The sequence below is a fragment of the Streptomyces murinus genome (assembly GCF_002154555.1).
GTDB lineage: Bacteria > Actinomycetota > Actinomycetes > Streptomycetales > Streptomycetaceae > Streptomyces > Streptomyces murinus.
In genome coordinates, this window is sequence record NZ_MUNF01000372.1 from 12,818 (window position 1) to 31,928 (window position 19,111).

Annotated in this window: 19 protein-coding genes; 10 read left to right on the top strand and 9 right to left on the bottom strand. The window is 73.4% G+C overall.

Features of this window, described 5'->3' with window-relative positions; translation table 11 throughout:
* Positions 1-137: 137 nt before the first annotated feature.
* Both CCN72_RS22425 and CCN72_RS22430 read left to right on the top strand, forming a co-directional pair.
* Complete coding sequence (locus tag CCN72_RS22425) at positions 138-647, top strand: hypothetical protein (protein ID WP_244174380.1); 510 nt, start codon at positions 138-140, stop codon at positions 645-647.
* A gap of 163 nt (positions 648-810) precedes the next feature.
* On the top strand, positions 811-1,329 hold the full coding sequence (locus CCN72_RS22430) for a DUF4232 domain-containing protein (protein ID WP_086809064.1): 519 nt from the start codon (positions 811-813) through the stop codon (positions 1,327-1,329).
* A 26-nt stretch (positions 1,330-1,355) separates the two neighbouring features.
* On the opposite strand, the gene CCN72_RS22435 is transcribed toward CCN72_RS22430, so the two are convergent.
* Positions 1,356-2,465 (bottom strand): DUF2786 domain-containing protein, encoded by a 1,110-nt coding sequence (locus CCN72_RS22435; RefSeq protein ID WP_208638065.1) that lies wholly within the window; start codon positions 2,463-2,465, stop codon positions 1,356-1,358.
* Between the two features lie 136 nt (positions 2,466-2,601).
* Between CCN72_RS22435 and CCN72_RS22440 the strand changes: the two genes are divergently transcribed.
* Together CCN72_RS22440 and CCN72_RS22445 are read left to right on the top strand one after the other, a co-directional pair.
* Positions 2,602-3,345 carry a Clp protease N-terminal domain-containing protein gene (locus CCN72_RS22440; protein ID WP_086809065.1) on the top strand — a complete coding sequence of 248 codons (744 nt, stop codon included), beginning with the start codon at positions 2,602-2,604 and terminating at the stop codon, positions 3,343-3,345.
* A gap of 48 nt (positions 3,346-3,393) precedes the next feature.
* Positions 3,394-5,100 (top strand): bifunctional 3'-5' exonuclease/DNA polymerase, encoded by a 1,707-nt coding sequence (locus CCN72_RS22445; protein ID WP_086809066.1) that lies wholly within the window; start codon positions 3,394-3,396, stop codon positions 5,098-5,100.
* Positions 5,101-5,665: 565 nt separating this feature from the next.
* Here the strand turns inward: CCN72_RS22445 and CCN72_RS22450 are convergent.
* Complete coding sequence (locus tag CCN72_RS22450) at positions 5,666-7,924, bottom strand: maleylpyruvate isomerase family mycothiol-dependent enzyme (protein WP_208638066.1); 2,259 nt, start codon at positions 7,922-7,924, stop codon at positions 5,666-5,668.
* A 30-nt stretch (positions 7,925-7,954) separates the two neighbouring features.
* Positions 7,955-8,308 (bottom strand): hypothetical protein, encoded by a 354-nt coding sequence (locus CCN72_RS22455; protein ID WP_086809067.1) that lies wholly within the window; start codon positions 8,306-8,308, stop codon positions 7,955-7,957.
* 125 nt (positions 8,309-8,433) lie between these two features.
* Here CCN72_RS22455 and CCN72_RS22460 point away from each other — a divergent pair, with 125 nt between their 5' ends.
* Entirely contained in the window at positions 8,434-8,673 is a 240-nt protein-coding gene (locus CCN72_RS22460) for a hypothetical protein (protein ID WP_086809068.1), read from the top strand.
* A 137-nt stretch (positions 8,674-8,810) separates the two neighbouring features.
* On the top strand, positions 8,811-9,854 hold the full coding sequence (locus tag CCN72_RS22465; protein ID WP_085562947.1) for an NUDIX hydrolase: 1,044 nt from the start codon (positions 8,811-8,813) through the stop codon (positions 9,852-9,854).
* Positions 9,855-9,856: 2 nt separating this feature from the next.
* Here the strand turns inward: CCN72_RS22465 and CCN72_RS22470 are convergent, their stop codons facing one another.
* Positions 9,857-10,603, bottom strand: coding sequence for an MBL fold metallo-hydrolase (locus CCN72_RS22470; RefSeq protein ID WP_086809069.1), 747 nt, complete (start codon positions 10,601-10,603; stop codon positions 9,857-9,859).
* A gap of 163 nt (positions 10,604-10,766) precedes the next feature.
* Positions 10,767-12,119, bottom strand: a complete 1,353-nt coding sequence (locus CCN72_RS22475) for a dipeptidase (protein ID WP_086809070.1) — start codon at positions 12,117-12,119, stop codon at positions 10,767-10,769.
* Positions 12,120-12,288: 169 nt separating this feature from the next.
* On the opposite strand from CCN72_RS22475, the gene CCN72_RS22480 reads away from it, so the two are divergent.
* Positions 12,289-13,557 carry a geranylgeranyl reductase family protein gene (locus CCN72_RS22480; protein WP_086809071.1) on the top strand — a complete coding sequence of 423 codons (1,269 nt, stop codon included), beginning with the start codon at positions 12,289-12,291 and terminating at the stop codon, positions 13,555-13,557.
* Here CCN72_RS22480 and CCN72_RS22485 read toward each other — a convergent pair.
* Positions 13,547-14,002, bottom strand: a complete 456-nt coding sequence (locus CCN72_RS22485; RefSeq protein WP_086809072.1) for a nitroreductase family deazaflavin-dependent oxidoreductase — start codon at positions 14,000-14,002, stop codon at positions 13,547-13,549. The genes CCN72_RS22480 and CCN72_RS22485 overlap by 11 nt on opposite strands.
* A 127-nt stretch (positions 14,003-14,129) precedes the next feature.
* On the opposite strand from CCN72_RS22485, the gene CCN72_RS22490 reads away from it, so the two are divergent.
* The gene (locus tag CCN72_RS22490; protein WP_086809073.1) at positions 14,130-14,816 is read left to right on the top strand and encodes a TetR/AcrR family transcriptional regulator; all 687 of its coding nucleotides are present in this window, start codon (positions 14,130-14,132) and stop codon (positions 14,814-14,816) included.
* 62 nt (positions 14,817-14,878) lie between these two features.
* Entirely contained in the window at positions 14,879-15,277 is a 399-nt protein-coding gene (locus CCN72_RS22495) for a MarR family winged helix-turn-helix transcriptional regulator (protein WP_086809074.1), read from the top strand.
* A 43-nt stretch (positions 15,278-15,320) separates the two neighbouring features.
* On the opposite strand, the gene CCN72_RS22500 is transcribed toward CCN72_RS22495, so the two are convergent.
* From CCN72_RS22500 to CCN72_RS22510, 3 genes are all read right to left on the bottom strand, one after another.
* On the bottom strand, positions 15,321-16,064 hold the full coding sequence (locus CCN72_RS22500) for a maleylpyruvate isomerase family mycothiol-dependent enzyme (RefSeq protein WP_086809075.1): 744 nt from the start codon (positions 16,062-16,064) through the stop codon (positions 15,321-15,323).
* Between the two features lie 42 nt (positions 16,065-16,106).
* On the bottom strand, positions 16,107-17,120 hold the full coding sequence (trpS, locus tag CCN72_RS22505; RefSeq protein WP_244174383.1) for a tryptophan--tRNA ligase: 1,014 nt from the start codon (positions 17,118-17,120) through the stop codon (positions 16,107-16,109).
* A gap of 356 nt (positions 17,121-17,476) precedes the next feature.
* The gene (locus tag CCN72_RS22510; RefSeq protein WP_086809077.1) at positions 17,477-18,646 is read right to left on the bottom strand and encodes an MFS transporter; all 1,170 of its coding nucleotides are present in this window, start codon (positions 18,644-18,646) and stop codon (positions 17,477-17,479) included.
* Positions 18,647-18,754: 108 nt separating this feature from the next.
* On the opposite strand from CCN72_RS22510, the gene CCN72_RS22515 reads away from it, so the two are divergent.
* The coding region (locus CCN72_RS22515) for a nuclear transport factor 2 family protein (RefSeq protein ID WP_086809078.1) at positions 18,755-19,111 on the top strand (357 nt) is incomplete at its 3' end.

A 19,111-nucleotide genomic window follows, 5' to 3' on the forward strand; every position in this document is an offset into this window, starting at 1 on the left:
ACGCGTTCCGGGCCCTTACTGTTCCACGCCCGGCAAGGAAGTCCTGGCGCACGGAAGTTCCCGGCGGGCTCTGCTGATAGCTTGCTGCGGGCCGTCCGGCCGAGGGCGGCGGACGCCTACAGCTTGGGGAGCCTGACGTGACTTCGGCGACTGCTTCGACCGGTACACGGGTGCGGATCGCGGCCCTGGCCGCGGGACTGGTGGGCGCGCTGGCGCTGACGGCGTGCGGCGGCGGTGGCGGCGGCGACCATTCCTCCACGGACCCGTCGGGCACGGCGAGCGCCGCCCCCGCGCCGTCCTCGTCCGCCGACGGCTCCGGGGTCAGCGGCGCCTCCGGCAAGCTCCAGGGCAGCTGGCTGGCCACCAGCGGCGGCACCATCGTGGCCCTGGTGATCAACGGCAAGCAGGCCGGGATCTTCGCCACCGGCGGCACGGTGTGCAGCGGCACCGCGGGCACCGAGTCCGGCATGCAGATGATCCATCTGACCTGCGCCAAGGGCAACAAGGACCGCACCACCGGGATGGTCGACTCGGTCGACGGCAGCTCCATGAAGATCACCTGGTCGGGCAAGGTGGGCCAGGAGACGTACACCAAGGCGGAGGGCGGCAAACTGCCGTCCGGCCTGCCGACCGCCGCCGCGCAGTGACACTCCCCTCTCGTACGGCACTCCCCTCTCGTACGGCACTCCCCGCTCGTACGGAAAACACGGGAAACACCTGAAGCGGTGATTTGCGAGGGGCGCGCGAACGGGGCCGCCGTCCAGGCGCGATGATGCAGGAGCACCGTCACGACCTCGATGGGACCTGCTCATGCGCGCCTTTCCGCTCACCGTCACCGCCGTTGCCGCCGCCCTGCTGCTGACCGCCTGCGGTGGCGGGGGCAACAGCGGCAGCGGGGGCAAGAACAGCTCGGCCTGCCAGATCGGCGGGGTGTCCCTCCAGGTCGGAGCGGCGAGCGTGGCGCCGGCGGCGGGCGACACCGGCGAGGTGCCGGTCAGCATCACCAACCAGAGCAAGACCTGCACGCTGGAGGACTTCCCCGGCGTCACTCTCGGCAAGTCCGGCACGAGCGCGAAGCTGTCCGCCCAGAAGGGCGCGAAGGCGCAGACCCTGAAGCTCGCCAAGGGCGACGCCGCGACCTTCACCATCAGCTATGTGCGCGGCAAGGACGGCGACGCCACCAGCCTCGCGGCCACCGACCTGAAGATCACCCTGCCCGGTGGGGACGCGGTGCAGAGCTTCCCCTGGAAGTACGGCCCGATCGCCGGCCAGGGCGCCGCGACCAAGCCGAACGCCTCCGTGAGCACCTTCCAGCAGGCCGGCGACTGAGGCGCCGGGGGCGCAGGGACCGCGTCTCACTCCAGCCGTGGCCGCGCCCTGACCTGGGCACGGTCCGCGGCGGCCGCGCCCTCCGTCCAGCCCGCCTCGTCGCTCACCCCGCGCAGCCGGGTGGTGGTGGTCTGCGGGAACATCCGCTCCATGCGGCCGGTGACCGCCAGCTCGCGGGTGGCAAGCACCGGCAGCAGATCCTGGGTGACCTGGCTCTCGGCGGCGGTCGCGAGCCGGGCGCCGACCCGGTGGGCGTAGGCGGCGAGGAAGGACTGCCGGAAGGTCTTGGTGCGCTTGCGTCCGGCCGCCCGCTGGCCCGCCTCGGCCTTGGTCATGGCGTGCGTGGCCTGCACCAGCAGCGAGGTGTAGAGCAGTTCGACCGCCTCCAGATCGCCCTCGAAGCCGACGACGGTGGAGAAGCAGAGCGGTTCGTTCCACACCGCGCGGCAGTGATTGGCGGTGGCCACGGCGTCCAGCAGAACGGCCTTGGCCTGTTCGTACGGCGGCTCGACGCCTATCCGGCAGGCCCCGGGCGCGTCCGGCGCGGGCGCGGCGGCGGCCAGCAGCGCCTCGTCGACGCTGTGCCGGGCCATCAGCTCCTGCGCCTTGGCGGTCAGGGCCTCGGCCTCCTCCGGGTAGCCGGTCGCCTCGGCCTTGGCGAGCAGCGCGCGGATGCGGCCGAGGAGCCGGGAGGCGGCGGGGTCGTGGGTGCGGCGGGTCTCCTCCTCCAGGGGTTCGAGGGAGGGCAGGCGCAGCAGCAGGCGGTACAGCTCCAGGGCGGTGGTGGCATGGGAGAAGCGGTCGGCGCCGGGGGCCGGGCCCTCGGGCAGCTCGTCGAGCTGGGCGGCCCAGCGGCGCCCGCGCGGCCGGTCCGCGCCGGACTGCGCCCGGATCAGGGCCGCGGCCAGCCGGACATGCGGCTGGTCGAGGTCGCGCCGCACGAGTCGTACGACATCGGCGGGCGCCCAGCCGCGCCGCCACGCGGTCGCCATGAACTCCTCGCCGCGCCGCGCGAGTTCGGGGTCCGCGGCGGGGTCGGCGGCGAGCAGGGAGGCACCGGTGTCGAGGCCGGTGTCGGTGTCGTCGTAGAGCGCGGCCCGGAAGGCCCGCTCGACCGTGCTGGCAGAACTGGTCACAGCGCCGATCGTGCCACGCCCCGGCGACAACGCGCCGCGCACCGTCCACAGCCTGTGGATAAGTCTGCGCCGTCAAGCCTTCATTCGCTGTCAACCGCTGGTTGACACCACCTCGGGCGCAACCTACGGTTGACACATGGCGACCAACCCGAACATCACGGCATCCGTGCGCCTCGACGACCTCATCGAGGCCATCAAGAAGGTTCATCCCGAACCCCTCGACCAGCTACAGGACGCGGTGATCGCGGCCGATCACCTCGGCGATGTGGCGGACCATCTGATCGGGCACTTCGTGGACCAGGCGCGCCGCTCGGGCGCGTCCTGGACCGAGATCGGCAAGAGCATGGGCGTGACCCGGCAGGCGGCGCAGAAGCGCTTCGTGCCGAAGGAGTCCGCCGACCTCGACCCCAGCCAGGGCTTCAACCGCTACACCCCGCGCGCGCGGAACGTGGTCATGGCCGCGCACAGCGAGGCGGTGGCCGCCCGCAACCCCGAGGGCCGTCCCGAACACCTCGTCCTCGGGCTGCTGGCCGAGCCGGAGGGCATCGCGGCGAAGGCGATCACCGCGCAGGACGTCCCGCTGGACGCCGTGCGCGAAGCCGCGACGGCCGCGCTGCCGCCGGCCGCCGAGGAGGTACCCGACCTCGTCCCGTACGGTCCCGAGGCCAAGAAGGTCCTGGAACTCACCTTCCGCGAGGCGCTGCGGCTCGGGCACAACTACATCGGCACCGAGCACATCCTGCTGGCCCTGCTGGAGCACGAGAACGGCGCGGGCGTCCTCAGCGGGCTCGGCGTCACCAAGGCCGCGGCCGAGGAGTACGTGGACAGGGTCCTCGCACTGCTTCTGGAGAAGCGCTCAGAGACTCCCACCGAGGACTGAAAGCGCAGGTCACGGCGATTGTCAGTGCCGCCTGCCACACTCGCAGTCATGGCCGACCGGTGGGCACTCGCTCCGGCCGAGGACGGTGGCGTGGACGTCGCCCCCCTCGGCCCGGACGGGCTGCCCGCCGGACCGGTGCGGCGGGAGAGCGATCCCGCCGGGGCGGTGCGGAGCCGCCCGGAGGTGACGCGCTGGGTGTGGCGGTCGACCGCCGATGTCTATCCGCGCCTGCTCGCCACGGGGGTGCGAGTGGAGCGGTGCTACGACATCGAGGTCGCCGAGACCCTGCTGCTGGGCCACGAGGGGCGGTACGGCGAGCCACGCTCGGCCGCCGCCGCCCTGGCCCGCCTCCGGGGCGGCCCCGTGCCGGCCGATCCGCCGCAGCGGGCGGCCGATCCGGGCGCCCAGTCCCCGCTGTTCGAGTCCAGCGGCGCCGCGCTGCCGCTGGCCGACCTCCTCGCGGTCTACGCCGACCAGCTGCGACGGCACGAGAAGGCGGGCGACCCGGGCCGGATGCGACTGCTGACCGCCGCCGAGTCCGCGGGCACCCTGGTGGCCGCCGAGATGAACAGGGCCGGGCTGCCCTGGAGCGCCGAGGTGCACCGCGGGCTGCTGCGCGATCTGCTCGGGGAGCGGTATGCGGGCGGGGGCGAGCCGCGCCGTCTCGCGGAGCTGGCGGACGAGGTCTCCGCCGCGTTCGGGCGCCGGGTCCGGCCCGATCTGCCGGCCGATGTGATCAGGGCGTTCGCGCAGGCCGGGATCAAGGTGCGGTCCACCCGCCGCTGGGAGCTCCAGTCCCTCGACCATCCGGCCGTCGCACCGCTGCTCGAATACAAGAAGCTCTACCGCATCTGGGTGGCCCATGGCTGGTCCTGGCTCCAGGACTGGGTGCGCGAGGGCCGCTTCCGCCCCGAGTTCCAGGCCGGTGGCACGGTCACCGGACGCTGGGTGACCCATGGCGGGGGCGCCCTTCAGATCCCCAAGGTGATCCGGCGGGCCGTGGTCGCCGACCCCGGCTGGCGGCTGGTGGTGGCCGACGCCGACCAGATGGAGCCGCGGGTGCTGGCCGCGATCTCCCGTGACCCCGGTCTGATGGAGGTCGCGGGCCGGGAGAGCGACCTCTACCAGGCGGTGTCCGACCGGGCCTTCTCCGGCGACCGCGACCAGGCCAAGCTGGCCGTGCTCGGCGCGGTCTACGGCCAGACCTCCGGCGACGGACTGAAGAACCTCGCCGCGCTGCGCCGCCGCTTCCCCAAGGCCGTCGCCTATGTCGACGACGCGGCGCGGGCGGGTGAGGAGGGCCGGCTGGTGCGGACCTGGCTGGGCCGCACCTGCCCACCGGCCGCGGGCGCCGGCGAGGACGCGGCGGAGGAGGCGGGCATCCCCATCGGGCCCGGGGAGGACGAGGGGGAGACACCGGGCGACGGCCAGACCGCCTGGGTCCCGGGCTACGCCTCCACCAACTCCCGTGCGCGGGGCCGCTTCACGCGCAACTTCGTCGTCCAGGGCAGCGCCGCCGACTGGGCCCTGCTGCTGCTCGCCGCGCTGCGCCGCTCCTGCGCCGGGCTGCGGGCCGAACTGGTCTTCTTCCAGCACGACGAGGTGATCGTGCACTGCCCCGCCGAAGAGGCCGACACCGTGGTGGCCGCCATCCACGAAGCATCCGCCCTCGCCGGCCGGCTGACCTTCGGCGAGACACCGGTGCGGTTTCCGTTCACGACGGCGGTGGTGGAGTGTTATGCGGACGCGAAGTAGGGGGGCGCGGGTGCGCTGCGCTGCCGCGCGGGGTGACATGGAACCCATACGCACCGATGCCGGCCGACCAGCCACCGCCGAGCGACCATGCGCCTGACGGCCGACCACTGCCACACGGGGCGACGCCGGACCCGCACGGGACGTCCCGGGCCCGAGGGAGCGGGCGGCGGGCAGCGGGTAGCGGGCGGCCAGCCGTCGTCGGGCGGGGCGATGCCGAACTCCCTTCGGCCGGTGCCGAATCCGCGCGAGCCGGTGCCGGGCGACCAGCCGCCGCGCAACCGGCGCCGGAGCCGCGCGGATCGGCTCCGGGCGACCGGCCGCTGCCGAGCGGGCAGGCGGGCAGCTGGCGGTCGCTGACCACCACCGGGGGGGGACGCCGGGTCGGTGTGTGGCGACGCCGGGCGGCCGGTTGCCGGCGGGCAGAAACGCGCCTGACGGCCGACCGCTGTCGCACGGGGTGAGACCCGAGCCGCACGGGTCGGCTCCGGGCGAGCGCACGCCGTCGAGTGAGCCGAGGCCGGAGCCGGGTGGGGACAGGGCGAACGGCCGGGCGGCGTACGTCGGTTCACTCGGACAGTAGTTGTCGCAGTTCGGTCAGGACGGATTGTTCGTCCGTGCCGGTCAGGGCGGCGAGGGCGGTGTGCCAGGCGGTGCGGGCCTCCGGGTGGCGGCCCTGGGCGTGCAGCAGGAGGCCGTGCTGGTGGCGGGCCAGGCCGCCCGTGTAGCGGTCGGCGCGGGCGTCGGCGCGGCGCAGCAGCTCGCCGCACTCGATGTACGCCCGCTCCCCCTCCCCCAGCTCCCGCAGCGCGCGGACCAGGCCGAGCCGGGTCTGGGACTCGCCGTGCCAGTCGCCGTGCCCGCCGAGGATGCTGAGGCTCTGCTCGAAGTGCCGGGCGGCGGCGGCCGGTTCGCCGAGGGTGAGATGGGCGTAGCCGATGTTGCAGTGCGCGGAGTGGCGCACGATGACGGCGCCGACCGTCTCCCCGATCGCCAGCGAGCGCCGGTGCTGCTCGATGGCGGCGCGTGGATCGGTGTGTTCGTAGAGGTTGCCGAGATGGCTGTGGGTGACGGCCTCGCCGACGGGGTCGTTCAGCAGCCGCGCGTAGGACAGGCTCTGCCGCAGTGCCTCCTCGGACTCCGCGAACCGGCCGAGCCCCTCCAGCAGCAGGCCCCGGTTGTTCAGACAGCGCCGGATGCGGCCGGCCACCCCGAGCCGCCGCCAGCTCTCCAGGCAGCGGTCGGTCAGGGCGAGCGCGTCCTTGTGCCGGCCGGTCAGGAAATGCAGGCCCGCGAGATCGCCGAGGGCGTACGCCCGCGCCTCCTCGTCGTCGAGCCGCCCTGCCGCCCCGAGCGCGGCCCGCCCGAGCACCTCCATCTCCGCGACCCGGCCACTGCGCTGCACATACGGGAACAACAGGCGGGTCAGCACCGAGAGATGGGCCAGCCTGCGCGGATCCTCCGCGTCGGCGTTGCGGGCCACCAGCGCGACCACGTTCTCCAGCTCCGTCTCGCCCCAGGCGAACGCCTGCCCTGCCGACTCGAAGGACCGCAGCCCGGCCACGTCGGCGGCGTGCTCCGGCGGCTGCGCGGGGGTCGGCCGCAGCCGGTCGTCCAGGTCGAGGCCGGGTTCCACGATGGCGACGAGCGCACGCTCGGCCACGGCGGCGTACCAGCGCAGGGCGACCAGGTCGGGGTGCACGTCGTTCCGGGGACAGGTGGCGGCCCGGTCGACAGGGCAGGGGTCGGCCGTCGTACCGAACTGCGCCTCCGCCTCGGCCAGTTCGCGGGCGAACTCGCGGACCAGGTCGTGCGGGGTGTAGCGGCCGTAGGCGGTCTCCTCCAGGAGGGCCACGTCGACCAGGCGGTCCAGGGCGGCCTCGGCGCGGCGCGCGTCGATGCCGGTGAGGCGGGCGAGGAGCGGGGCACCGTAGGTCGGCAGGTCGAGCGCGCCGACGCGGCGCAGCACGAGGGCCGCGTCCCGGTCGGCCTCGCGGTCGGCGGCGGCGAGGGCGTCATGGGCGACGGCGAGGGAGCGCCGGACGCTGAGGTCGTCGTACTCCAGCTGCCGCAATCTGCCTCCGGTGGCGGCCAGTTGCCCGGCCAGCACGTCCGGGGTCAGGGCGCGCCGGGCCACGAGCCGGGCGGCGACCACGCGCAGCGCCAGCGGCAGTCCGCCGGTCAGCTCGACCAGGGCGTGCCCGGCGTCCAGTCCCGGACGGCCGCTCAGCGCACGGAGCAGGGTCGCGCTGTCCTCGCCGGTCAGCGGGGTGAGCGGGAAGCGCCGGGCGCCGAGGGTGGTGAGGGTGTCGTCCAGGGCCCAGCGCACATACCGGTGCGGCCAGCGCTCGGTGCCGTACCCGACGCCGAGGTCGAGGTGGTGGGTCTCCAGCTCCCGCAGGCCGCGCAGCAGCAGGTACCAGGCGGGATGGCGCCAGCCGGCCAGCGCCGGGACCAGCCGCTCCCAGGCGGGCGCGGGCAACGCGCGCGCCCCGTCCGTGAACCCGCCGAGGCTCGCCCGCAGCCGTTCGGCCAGCGGCTCCGCGGGCAGTACGGCGTCCCGTGCCACCCGCGCCGGATCCGCGCGCGGACCGGGTTCCCGGCCGGTGCGCGCGAGCTTGAGCAGCCAGGTGTACGCGTCGGCGCTGTAGGCGACATGAGCGAGCACCTGCCCCCGGGTCCACTCCGGCAGCCCCGAAGGCGCTCGTACCCCGGCCTCGGACAGCCCGGCCGCGGCCGCGGCGAGCCGGTCGGCCGACCGTACGACGTCCTCGATCACGTCGTCGAGCCGGGCACCGACCGTGCCGGAGGGGAAGCCAGGGGACACGCGTACTCCTCGCCGTGCGGGTGCCGCCGCTCACCGAAAGGTGTGCACGACCTCGATCGGACCCACGATATGCGCGTTGAACTCGTCCAATTCCTCGGCGGGCACCCACAGTTCCAGGATGGTCCGGCCGCCGGCCTGCCGCACCGGATAGCGGCCGAGGAACGCGGTGTCGACCTCGAAGCGGGTCACGAACCCGGCTCCGTCGTGCCGTACGTTCCAGTCCCGGGCGATCCGGATCGCGTAGTCCTCGTTGAGCACCGGATAGAAGATCGGCTGCTCCGGGAGTCTGGGCGGCCAGGCCCGCCAGTCCGAGGCGCGCACCAGATCCAGCTCCACGGGACCGGTGGGGCGCCAGAGCGTGGTGGTGGGGCGGGTGCGGGTCATGATGTCGGTCCTCCGGTGTCGGTCGCCCCGGACGCTATCGGCCCCGTAGGCGTCCCGGCCAGGGGATTTCGGCGTTCCGGCGGTATCCGCGTGACCCCGGGCCCCCTCGGGGAGTTGATCCGCACATGAAGAAGCGCAGCATGCTCGCCCTCGCCTCCCTGGCCACCGGTTTCGTCGTGGCCGCCGTCACCCCGTCCCACGCCGCGGACAAGGGGCCGCTGGACGGTCTCGATGTCTCCGGCACCCTGCACTCGGCCGGTGATCTGGTCAGCCACGACAGCCTGGCCCCCGCCGACTCCCCGGCCACTGGGCACACCGGACACACCACCGGACACGCCCCCGGCCTGGCCGCCGGCCAGGACTAGGACAGCGGCGTATGCGTGCCGGTGCCCCGCCGCGAGGGCACCGGCACCGCGCTTTACCGCACCCTCACCGCGGCGGGGTTTCCGTGGCAGGGTGGAGCGGGCAAGCCTCAGGGGGCCAACAGAAGAGGGGGAAGTCCGTGACCGTCGTCTGGATCAACGGCGCGTTCGGTGCGGGAAAGACCACGACCGCACGGGAGCTGATCGAACTGATCCCGCACAGCACGCTCTTCGACCCCGAGGTCATCGGCGGGTCGCTCGCGCACCTGCTGCCGCCCAAGCGCCTCGCCGAGGTCGGCGACTTCCAGGATCTGCCGATCTGGCGCCGGCTTGTGGTCGACACGGCCGCCGCGATGCTCGCCGAACTGGGCGGCACCCTCGTCGTGCCGATGACCCTGCTGCGCCAGGAGCACCGCGACGAGATCTTCGGCGGACTCGCCGCCCGCCGGATACCCGTACAGCATCTGGTCCTCGCCCCGGCCGAAACGATCCTGCGTGCGCGCATAGCCGGACGTGAGGTGCCGCCCGACCTGCCCGACGGGGAGATACGGGTGCGGCAGTGGTCGTACGACCACATCGAGCCGTACCACGCGGCCCTCGCCTCCTGGCTCACCGCCGACGCCCATCTGATCGACACCAGCGCGCTGACCCCGTACGAGACCGCCGTACGGATCGCGGAATCGGTCGGCAGGGGTGACTTCACCCCCTGCGACATCGTGCAGACCCCCGAGCCCACCGCCGAGACCCTCGCCGCCGGCGTGCTCCTCTTCGACGAGCAGGACCGGGTGCTGCTCGTGGACCCCACCTACAAGCCCGGCTGGGAGTTCCCCGGCGGTGTGGTGGAACGCGGCGAGGCCCCGGCCCGCGCGGGGATGCGCGAGGTCGCCGAGGAGACCGGGATACGGCTGCGGGAGGTGCCCCGGCTGCTGGTGGTCGACTGGGAACGGCCCGTGCCGCCCGGCTACGGCGGGCTCCGGCTGCTCTTCGACGGCGGCCGGCTCCCCTCCGACGAGGCGGCCCAAGTGATGCTCCCGGGACCGGAGTTGCGCGGCTGGCGGTTCGCCACCGAGCAGGAGGCCGCCGGGATGCTGCCCCCGGTCCGCTACGAGCGGCTGCGCTGGGCCCTGCGGGCTCGTGAGCGCGGGAAGGCCCTGTATCTGGAGGCCGGGGTGCCGCTCGGCTGACCTCACATCGCGGCGGCCCGGCGCAGTTCGGCGGCGGCGCCCCGCAGCACCGGGTCGCCGTGGCCGAAGCACGCCACCTCGGCACCGAGATCCGCCAACCGCCGTACGGAATCGAGGAGTCGGGGCCGGTCCAGGTTGAACACGCCCGGGATCAGCGTGTGTTCGACGGGGTCCGTCGGCACCGGCTCCCCGGCCCGCAGCACGCCCTCGGCCGGCAGCGCGGCCACGGTGTCCCCGGTGAACAGCACGCCCTCGGCGGGCAGATGGAGCGCGATGCTGCCGTCCGTGTGCCCGGGGACGTGCACCACCTGTGCCCCGCCGCCGAAGCCCAGCACCTCGCCGTCCGTCACCTCCGTGACGGACGGCGGCGGCAGCGGGGTGCCCTCGGGCAGCTGCCGGGCGACCTCCGCCCGGATCGGCAGCTCCCACTCCGCGAGCCGCGGCGCGGGGCCCGGCGCCTCACCTCGTACGAACGGCGCGTCCAGGCGATGGGCCAGCACCTCGGCCCCGCTCAGTGCGGCGAACTCGCCCGCCCCGCCCGCATGGTCCTCGTGGAAGTGGGTCAGCACGATGCGCCGTACGTCCTCGGGGGCGCGGCCCAAGGCCCTGACCGCCTCGGCGATCACCGGCCCCGCCCCGATCGTCCCCGCGTCGATCAGCGTCAACGCCTCGCCGTCCCGCCAGAGATACGCCTGGCCGACCGGGAAGCGCAGCAGATGCAACCGGGGGAGAAGCTCGATCACGTCCATGCCCCGACGGTAGGCCGGGGCGGGAGCGCGGAGGAGGGTTCTACGCCTTGGGCGGACGGGTGTCCGCCCAAGGCGGAACCTCATGGCCGGGGCGACCCTGCGGCGGGGCCGACCTTGCGGCCGGGGCCGCGCCGAGCGGGTGCGGTCCCGGCCTGTCGCGCGCTCAGCCCGCGTAGTTCCGCAGGAACAGCGCCTCCGCCACCGACAGGCGCTCCAGTTCCTCCGGGGAGACGCTCTCGTTGAGGGCGTGGATCTGGGCCTCCGGCTCGCTGAGGCCGATCAGCAGGATCTCGGCGTCCGGGTAGAGGCCGGCGAGGGTGTTGCACAGCGGGATGGAGCCGCCTTGGCCGGCGTACTGCATGGTCTCGCCCGGGTAGGCGACCGCCATCGCGTCGGCCATCGCCTGGTAGGCGGGGCTGGAGACGTCGGCGCGGAACGGCTGGCCCTGGCCGACCTGTTCCACGGTGACCCGGGCGCCCCACGGGGTGTGCGTCTCCAGGTGGGCCTGGAGCAGCTTGCTCGCCTCCGTCGCGTCCACGCCCGGCGGCACCCGCAGGCTGACCAGTGCGCGGGCACCGGCGTGCACCGAGGGGGTGGCGCCGACGACCGGCGGGCAGTCGATGCCGAGCACGGTGACCGCGGGCCGGGCCCACAGCCGGTCGGCGACCGAGCCGGAGCCGGTCAGGCCCACGCCGTCCAGCACCTTGGCGTCCGAGCGGAACTGCTCCTCGGTGTACTCCAGACCGTCCCACGCGGCCGACGCGTCCAGACCGTCCACCGTGGTGGAGCCGTCCGCCGCGCGCAGCGAGTCCAGCACCCGGATCAGCGCGGCCAGCGCGTCCGGGGCGGCGCCGCCGAACTGGCCGGAGTGCAGATTGCCCGCGAGGGTCTCGACACCCACCCGGACCAGCGTCATGCCGCGCAGGATCGTGGTCACCGTCGGCAGGCCCACCCGGAAGTTGCCCGCGTCACCGATGACGATGGTGTCGGCGGCCAGCACCTCCGGGTGCTGCTCGGCGTACCGCTCGAGGCCGCCCGTGCCCTGCTCCTCGGAGCCCTCCACGATGAACTTGACGTGCACCGGGACGCCGCCGTTCGCCTTCAGCGCGCGCAGGGCGAGCAGGTGCATGATCACACCGCCCTTGCAGTCGGCGCTGCCCCGGCCGTACCAGCGACCGTCGCGCTCGGTCAGCTCGAACGGCGGAGTGGTCCAGCCGGCCTCGTCCAGCGGCGGCTGCACGTCGTAGTGCGCATACAGCAGAACCGTTTTGGCACCCTCCGGGCCCGGCAGGTAGCCGTACACCGACTGGGTGCCGTCGGGGGTGTCGAGCAGGGCGATGTCGACAAATCCCTCGGCGCGCAGTGCGTCGGCGATCCAGTTCGCGGCGGCCTCGCTCTCGCTCTTCGGAAACTGCTCGAAGTCCGCCACGGACCGGAAGGCGACGAGCTCGGCCAGCTCCGCCTTGGCCCGGGGCATCAGAGAGGCGACGGTCTCGGCGACCGGATTCGACGACATGGGCACGCTCCTCGTAGGTGCGACGTTGTACCTGCTGGGTGGATCGATCCTCCCACAGCGGCGCACTCCGCTCGCGGCCGTAGGATGCGAGTACATCGGGTAACCCCCTGCTCGCGGCATGTCGCGGGTAAGGGGAGCGGCAGCGGCTTGATCGGAGCAGTAGACCATCGTGAGCGGCGAGAACTCTTCGGCGGACGACGTGCAGCGAGTGTGGGACGTCGTCGTGGTGGGCGCGGGACCCGCGGGGGCCTCGGCCGCCTATGCGGCGGCGGTCGCGGGGCGCCGCGTCCTGTTGCTGGAGAAAGCCGAGTTGCCCCGGTACAAAACCTGCGGCGGCGGCATCATCGGCCCTTCGCGCGACTCCCTGCCGCCGGGCTTCGAACTGCCCCTGCGGGACCGGGTGCACGCGGTCACCTTCTCCAACAACGGGCGCTTCACCCGCACCCGCCGTTCCCGGCAGATGCTGTTCGGGCTGATCAACCGGCCCGAGTTCGACCAGCAGCTGGTCGAGCACGCGCAGAAGGCGGGCGCCGAACTGCGGACGGGCGTCACCGTGCAGCGCGTCGAGCAGCACGGCTCGGCGGTCCCCGACCGGCGCACGGTCGCCGTCGTCCTCCAGGGCGGCGAGACGGTCCTGGCCCGCGCGGTCGTCGGCGCGGACGGCAGCGCCAGCCGGATAGGCGCCCATGTGGGCGTGAAGATGGCCCAGGTGGACCTCGGTCTCGAAGCGGAGATCCCGGTCCCCGAGTCGGTCGCCGAGGACTGGAAGGGCCGGGTGCTCATCGACTGGGGCCCCATGCCCGGCAGTTACGGCTGGGTGTTCCCCAAGGGCGACACGCTGACGGTCGGGGTGATCTCCGCCCGCGGCCAGGGCGCTGCGACCAAGCGCTATCTGGAGGACTTCGTGGCCCGGCTGGGCCTCGCCGGCTTCGAACCGGCCGTCTCCTCCGGGCATCTGACCCGCTGCCGGGCCGATGACTCGCCGCTCTCCCGCGGCCGGGTCCTGGTCTGCGGCGACGCGGCCGGGCTCCTGGAGCCCTGGACCCGTGAGGGCATCTCCTTCGCGCTGCGCTCGGGCCGGCTGGCCGGCGAGTGGGCGGTGCGCATAGCGGAGGCGCACGACGCCGTCGACACCCGCCGCCAGGCCCTGAACTACGCCTTCGCCGTCAAGGCCGGGCTCGGTGTCGAGATGGGCGTCGGCAGGCGCCTGCTCGCGGCGTTCGAGCGGCGGCCCGGCCTCTTCCACGCCGCCCTCACCGGCTTCCGCCCGGCGTGGAACGCGTTCCGCAACATCACCCGGGGCGCCACCTCCCTCGGTGAGCTGGTCCGCTCGCACCCGCTCGCCCAGCGCGCCCTGACCGTGCTGGACCCGGGCCCGGCGCAGGCGGCGGACACCGAGGAGTCCGCCGAGCCGGAGGAGGAGCCCGTCACTTCGTGACGGTGATCCGGAAGACGGGGTGGTCGCCGGCGCAGGCGATGATCTCCTCGTCGGTGGAGGCGGCGGTCACCCCGGCGAAGTACTGGTTGACCTCCCAGCCCCACTTCTCCAGATAGGTCCGCAGGACGGGGAGCTTCTCGGCGTCGGGAAGCTCCACCGCGGTGAAGGGGCGCACCTTGCGCCCGACGCGCAGCTCACCGCCGTTCGCGGCACGCATATTGCGCACCCACTGCGAGTGGCCACGCGCCGAGACCAGGTACTGCCCGCCCTCGTGGGTGTGCGGGTTGACCGGGACGCGCTGCATCGCACCGCTCTTGCGCCCCTTCACGGACAGCTCGGCGGTGCCCGCGAGGCTGATCCCGTGCCGGGCGAGCCAGCCGATCACGCTGTTCAGCCGCACATTCAGCGGGCTGCCCTTGAGGTAGTACGGCGCGGACGACGACATGGTGGACCTCCATGGTTCGGGAGAGCGGTGCTCTCGGTCGACACCAGCATGCGGGAGACAGGTGCTCCGAAGCAAGAGCAGTGCTCTTTTTTGTGTGCACCGCTCTCGCTCGTGGCAGAATGAGGCCATGACCACCGCACAGGGAGCCCGCGAACGGGCCAGGAACGAGGTAACCGCGGCCATCAAGGAAGAGGCCCGCAGGCAACTGGCGGCCGAGGGCGCCGCCAAGCTCTCCCTGCGGGCCGTCGCCCGCGAGCTGGGCATGGTCTCCTCCGCCCTCTACCGCTACTTCCCCAGCCGCGACGAGCTGTTGACGGCCCTGATCATCGACGCGTACGACGCCCTGGGCGCGGCCGCGGAGAAGGCCCGGGACGCCGCGGGCGAGGCCGCGCCCGTGGACTGCTTCATCGCGGTGTGCGAGGCGGTACGAACCTGGGCGCTCACCCATCCGCACGAGTACGCGCTGATCTACGGCTCGCCCGTGCCCGGCTACGCCGCCCCCGAGACCACCATTCCGGCCGCCGCCCGCACCGGCATGGTCCTCATCGGCATCTTCCGCGACGCCCGGCAGGGTCCCGGCCTCGACGAACTGCCGCTGTCCGCCGAACTGCGCCCCGAGGCCGCGCGGTTGGCCGCCGAGATCGCCCCCGACCTGCCCCCGGAGGTGGCCGCCGCCATGGTCGCGGCCTGGGCGCAGCTGTTCGGGCTGGTGAGCTTCGAGCTGTTCGGTCAGTTCAACAACGTGATCGAGGACCGGGAGCGGTTCTTCCGGCACGCGGTGACGGGGCTGGCGCGCGGGGCCGGGCTGCGGTAGCCGCCCGGGGCGGCCGACCGCCGACTTTCTTTACCCGCCCATGGGACTGCTACGGTGCGTCGATGACGTCGACGACGGACGAGCGGGCACTCGTGGCGCAGTGGCGGGGCATCCTGGCCCTGCATGCCCGCACCCAGTGCGAACTGGACCGGACCCTGGGCAGCCACGGCCTGTGCGCCAGCGACTTCGAGGTCCTGGACCTGCTGGCCGAGCGCCGGGGCCCGCACGGCTGCGCCTACCGCATCCAGGAGATCTCCGAGCGCGTCCATCTCACCCAGAGCGCGCTCTCCCGGCTCATCGGCCGCCTGGAGAAGGAGGGCCTGGTCGAGCGGGGCGCCTGTGCGGAGGACCGCCGGGGCGTCCGGGTGGCCCTCACCCCGAAGGGCCGCGCGCTGCACACCGAGGTACGGCCGGAGCAACGCGCGGTACTGGCCCGGATGTTGACGACGGAAACGGACTGACGCCGTTGCGTGGTCGTAGCCTCAGGTGAGGATTGACGAGGTGTCAGATGCCCGAGGTCTCCTGCCACAGCGCGGCGAGGGAACGGTCGCCGGAGACCCCCGGGACGGGCGCGCGGTTCCACAGGGCCAGGTACAACCGGTCCGCCGGACCGAAGAGTTCGGCATCGGCCTCCCCGCCCGCCTGACGCGACGTCACCGGCGGTCCGTCCGGGCCGAGTCGTACGGTCCACACCGCGTCCGGCCCCGCGTCCGTCGCCCGTACCCGCAGCGCCTTCGGCTCCGTCGTACGCGCCCGGCTCCTGGGCCGCGCGTGGAAGCCGCGCAGCAACTCGTCGATGCCGTCGGCCGCGAGGTCCGCGGCGATCGGGGAGGGCGCCCCGCCCCGGGCGGCCTCGGCGTCGTACCGGTGCACGGTCGTCTCGTGCGCCTGCCGCCGCGTCCAGAACTCCAGGGGCGAGAGGCCGGGCAGCGGGAGGAAGGTCCAGCACTCCAGGTCGGCGGGGGCGGCGGACAGGGTGTCGACCAGCAGGCGGTGGCTGTCCCGGTACCAGGCCACCAGCTCGGCGCCGGTGAGGTCCGGCTCCTCGCCGATCGGCCGGGGCCCGGTGTGCCCCTCGGCGACGAAGCCCGCGGCCCACCGGTGGACCGTGCCGATGTGCCGCAGCAGGTCCCGCACCCGCCACTCGGGGCAGGTCGGCACCGTGGCGTCGGTGCCGGCCCGCTCGGCGGCCGCGGCGAGCGACTGACCCTCGCGATCGAGGGCATGGAGGAAATCGACGGTCTGCATGGGATGATCCTGCCGGAACCGCCCGCCGCGCCGCACCGGGATTCAGTAGTCGCTGTTCATCGCGGCACGTACCTCGGCGAGGGTGGCGTCGGCCACCGCGTTCGCCCGCTCGTTGCCCGCGCGCAGAACGCGGCGCAGCTCGCCGCGGTCCCGGGCGTACTCGGCGCGGTGGGCCCTGATCGGGGCCAGGTACTCGTTGACCGCCTCGGTCACGGTCTTCTTCAGCGCCGCCGCGCCCGCGGAGCCGATGTCCGCGGCGATCTCCTCGGGCGTCCGGCCCTGACAGAGCGCGGCCAGCAGGAGCAGCGAGGAGACCTCGGGGCGGCTGGCCGGGTCGTAGGTGATGTGCCGCTCGGAGTCGGTCTTCGCGCCCTTGAGCAGCCGCGCCGTCTCATCGGCGTCGGCGGCCAGGAGCACGGAGTTGCCCCGGCTCTTGCTCATCTTGGTGCCGTCGGTGCCCAGCAGCAGCGGCACCTCCGAGAGCAGGGCCTCGGGCCGGGGGAAGACGGGGGTGCCGTGGCCGTAGCGGTCGTTGAAGCGGCGGGCGATGGTCCGGGTGATCTCCAGGTGCGGCAGCTGGTCCTGGCCGACCGGGACCAGGTTGGCCTTGCAGAAGAGGATGTCGGCCGCCTGGTGCACGGGATAGGTGAACATCAGCCCGCTGACGGCGGACTGGCGGGAGTGCGCGATCTCGTCCTTGACGGTGGGGTTGCGGTTCAGCTCGGCGACGGAGACCAGGCTGAGGAAAGGCAGCATCAGCTGGTTGAGGGCGGGGACGGCGCTGTGCGTGAAGATCGTGCTGTGCTCGGGGTCCACGCCGATGGCGAGGTGGTCGAGGACCAGCTCGTCGACGTAGGACTGGAGGTCGTCCGCGACATCGCGGTCGGTCAGCACCTGGTAGTCCGCGATGATCACGAACAGTTCCACGCCGAGGTTCTGGAGCCGGACCCGGTTGTGGAGGGTGCCGAAGTAGTGGCCGAGGTGCAGTCTTCCGGTGGGCCGGTCGCCGGTCAGGATCCGGAACTTCCCCGGGTCCTCGGCGATCAGCTTCTCCAGCTCCGCGCTGCGGGCCCGCGCGGCGGAGGTGCCGAGCGCGTCGGGAGCACCAGGGGCTGTCGGGGGCGTCGGGGGTGGACGGGGCCTCGGCCGGCGCGGCCTGTGGGTGGGAATTCATCTCGGTCTCCTGGTGGTGGGTCGGGCGGGCCGTCGGGACGCCCCGCCCCCTGGTGCCAGGGACATGGAAAAAGGGCCGTCCATCCGAACGGCCCGCTTCATGTCTGTGTGGCGGCCGCTCCTACGAGGAGCGCCACCAGCACAGACACGACGAAAGATGCATGGGGCAATGATAGCGGAGGCGGGCGGTGGCCCGGCATCGGTCCGGCCACGGCCGGCGCGGCCCCCGCGGGAGGGCGTCAGCCGTTCAGGGCCCGGCGCGTCGCCACCCCGATCAGGGCGGCCACGGCGGCCAGCGCGGCCACGCTGGTGAGCGCGGTGGACAGGGAGAACCAGTCGGCCATGAACCCGATCATGGGCGGTCCGAGGAGCATGCCGCCGTACCCGAGGGTGGAGGCGATCGCGACGCCGGACGCCCCGGCCAGCGCGCCCGCCCGCTCGATGGCGACCGGGAAGATGTTGGCGAGCCCGAGCCCGGTGACCGCGAAGCCGGCCAACGCCACCCAGACCGACGGCGCGAGCGAGCCGAGCAGCATGCCCACCGCCGCGACCGCGCCTCCGGCGATCACCGTGCGGGCCCGGCCGAGGCGTCCCAGCAGCGCCGTGCCCGAGAGCCGCCCGGCGGTCATGGCGAGCGCGAAGCAGGCGTACCCGGCGGCGGCCGTCCCCGCGGACGCGGTCAGGTCCTGCTTGAGGTGCAGCGCCCCCCAGTCGGCCATGGCACCCTCGCCGTACGCGTCGCACAGCGCGACCAGTCCGAACCCCACGACGAGCCAGCGCCCGGCGACGCGGGCCGCCCGGCCGGTGCCGGCCGCCGCGGGCACCCGGTCGTCCACGGGCGGCACCGGCGGCTCGTGCCGCAGCAGGCTGCGCCCGGCGACGGCCGTCACGAGCAGCCCGAGCACGGTGATCCCGAGCAGATGGCGGGTGGGGGAGAGGAACCCGGCGACCAGCCCGCCGACGCCCGCGCCGACCATTCCGCCGAGGCTGAACGCGGCGTGGAAACTGGGCATGATGGGCCGGCGTACGGCGGCGACGAGATCGACGGCGGCTGCGTTGAACGAGACGTTCACGCCCCCATATGCGGCGCCGAAAACGAGGAGTACGGCGCCGAGCGCGAGCGCGGAATGGACGAGCGGGGGGAGGGCGACACTGAGGGCGAGGACGACCATCCAGACCACAGTCACCGGGTGGCTCCCGTAGCGGCGGCACAGGCGTCCGGTCAGCATCATGGTCAGTACGGCCCCGGCGGACACGCCGAGCAGCGCGAGGCCGAGGGCCCCGGCGGAGGCGTGGGTCTGGTGCTTGATGTCCGGGATCCGCACCACCCATCCGGAGAATATGAAGCCGTCCAGGGCGAAGAACGCGGTGATCGCGACCCGCAGCCCGACGAGCTCCCGGCCCGGCACGACGTTGTGCGTTCGGGTTTTGTTTATTAGCGGCACAAACTCAGCGTAGGGGGCGGCCGAGGCGCGGAGCAAGAGGATTGTCCCGCGGCGCCTCTACCCTCGGGCCGTATGAGCGCTGCCATGGGCACGACCGCCGTGCCGAACTTGATCGCCAGGTATGCCGAGTTGGTGGACGACGGTGACTTCGCCGGGGTCGGGGAGCTGTTCGCCGACGGGGTCTTCATCGGCAGCGGTGAACCAGCCGAGGGCGCCGCGGCCGTCGAGCGCATGTTGCGGGACACCGTGATCCTCTACGAGGACGGCACGCCCCGGACGCATCATGTGGTGTCGAATCTCGTTGTCGAGGTGGACGAGGAGTCGGGGGTCGCGACCGCGCGTTCCTGCGTCATGGTGTTCCAGGCTCTGCCCGAGTTGCCGTTGCAGGTCATCGCTGCGGGGCGGTACGAGGACCGAGGCCGAGGGGTC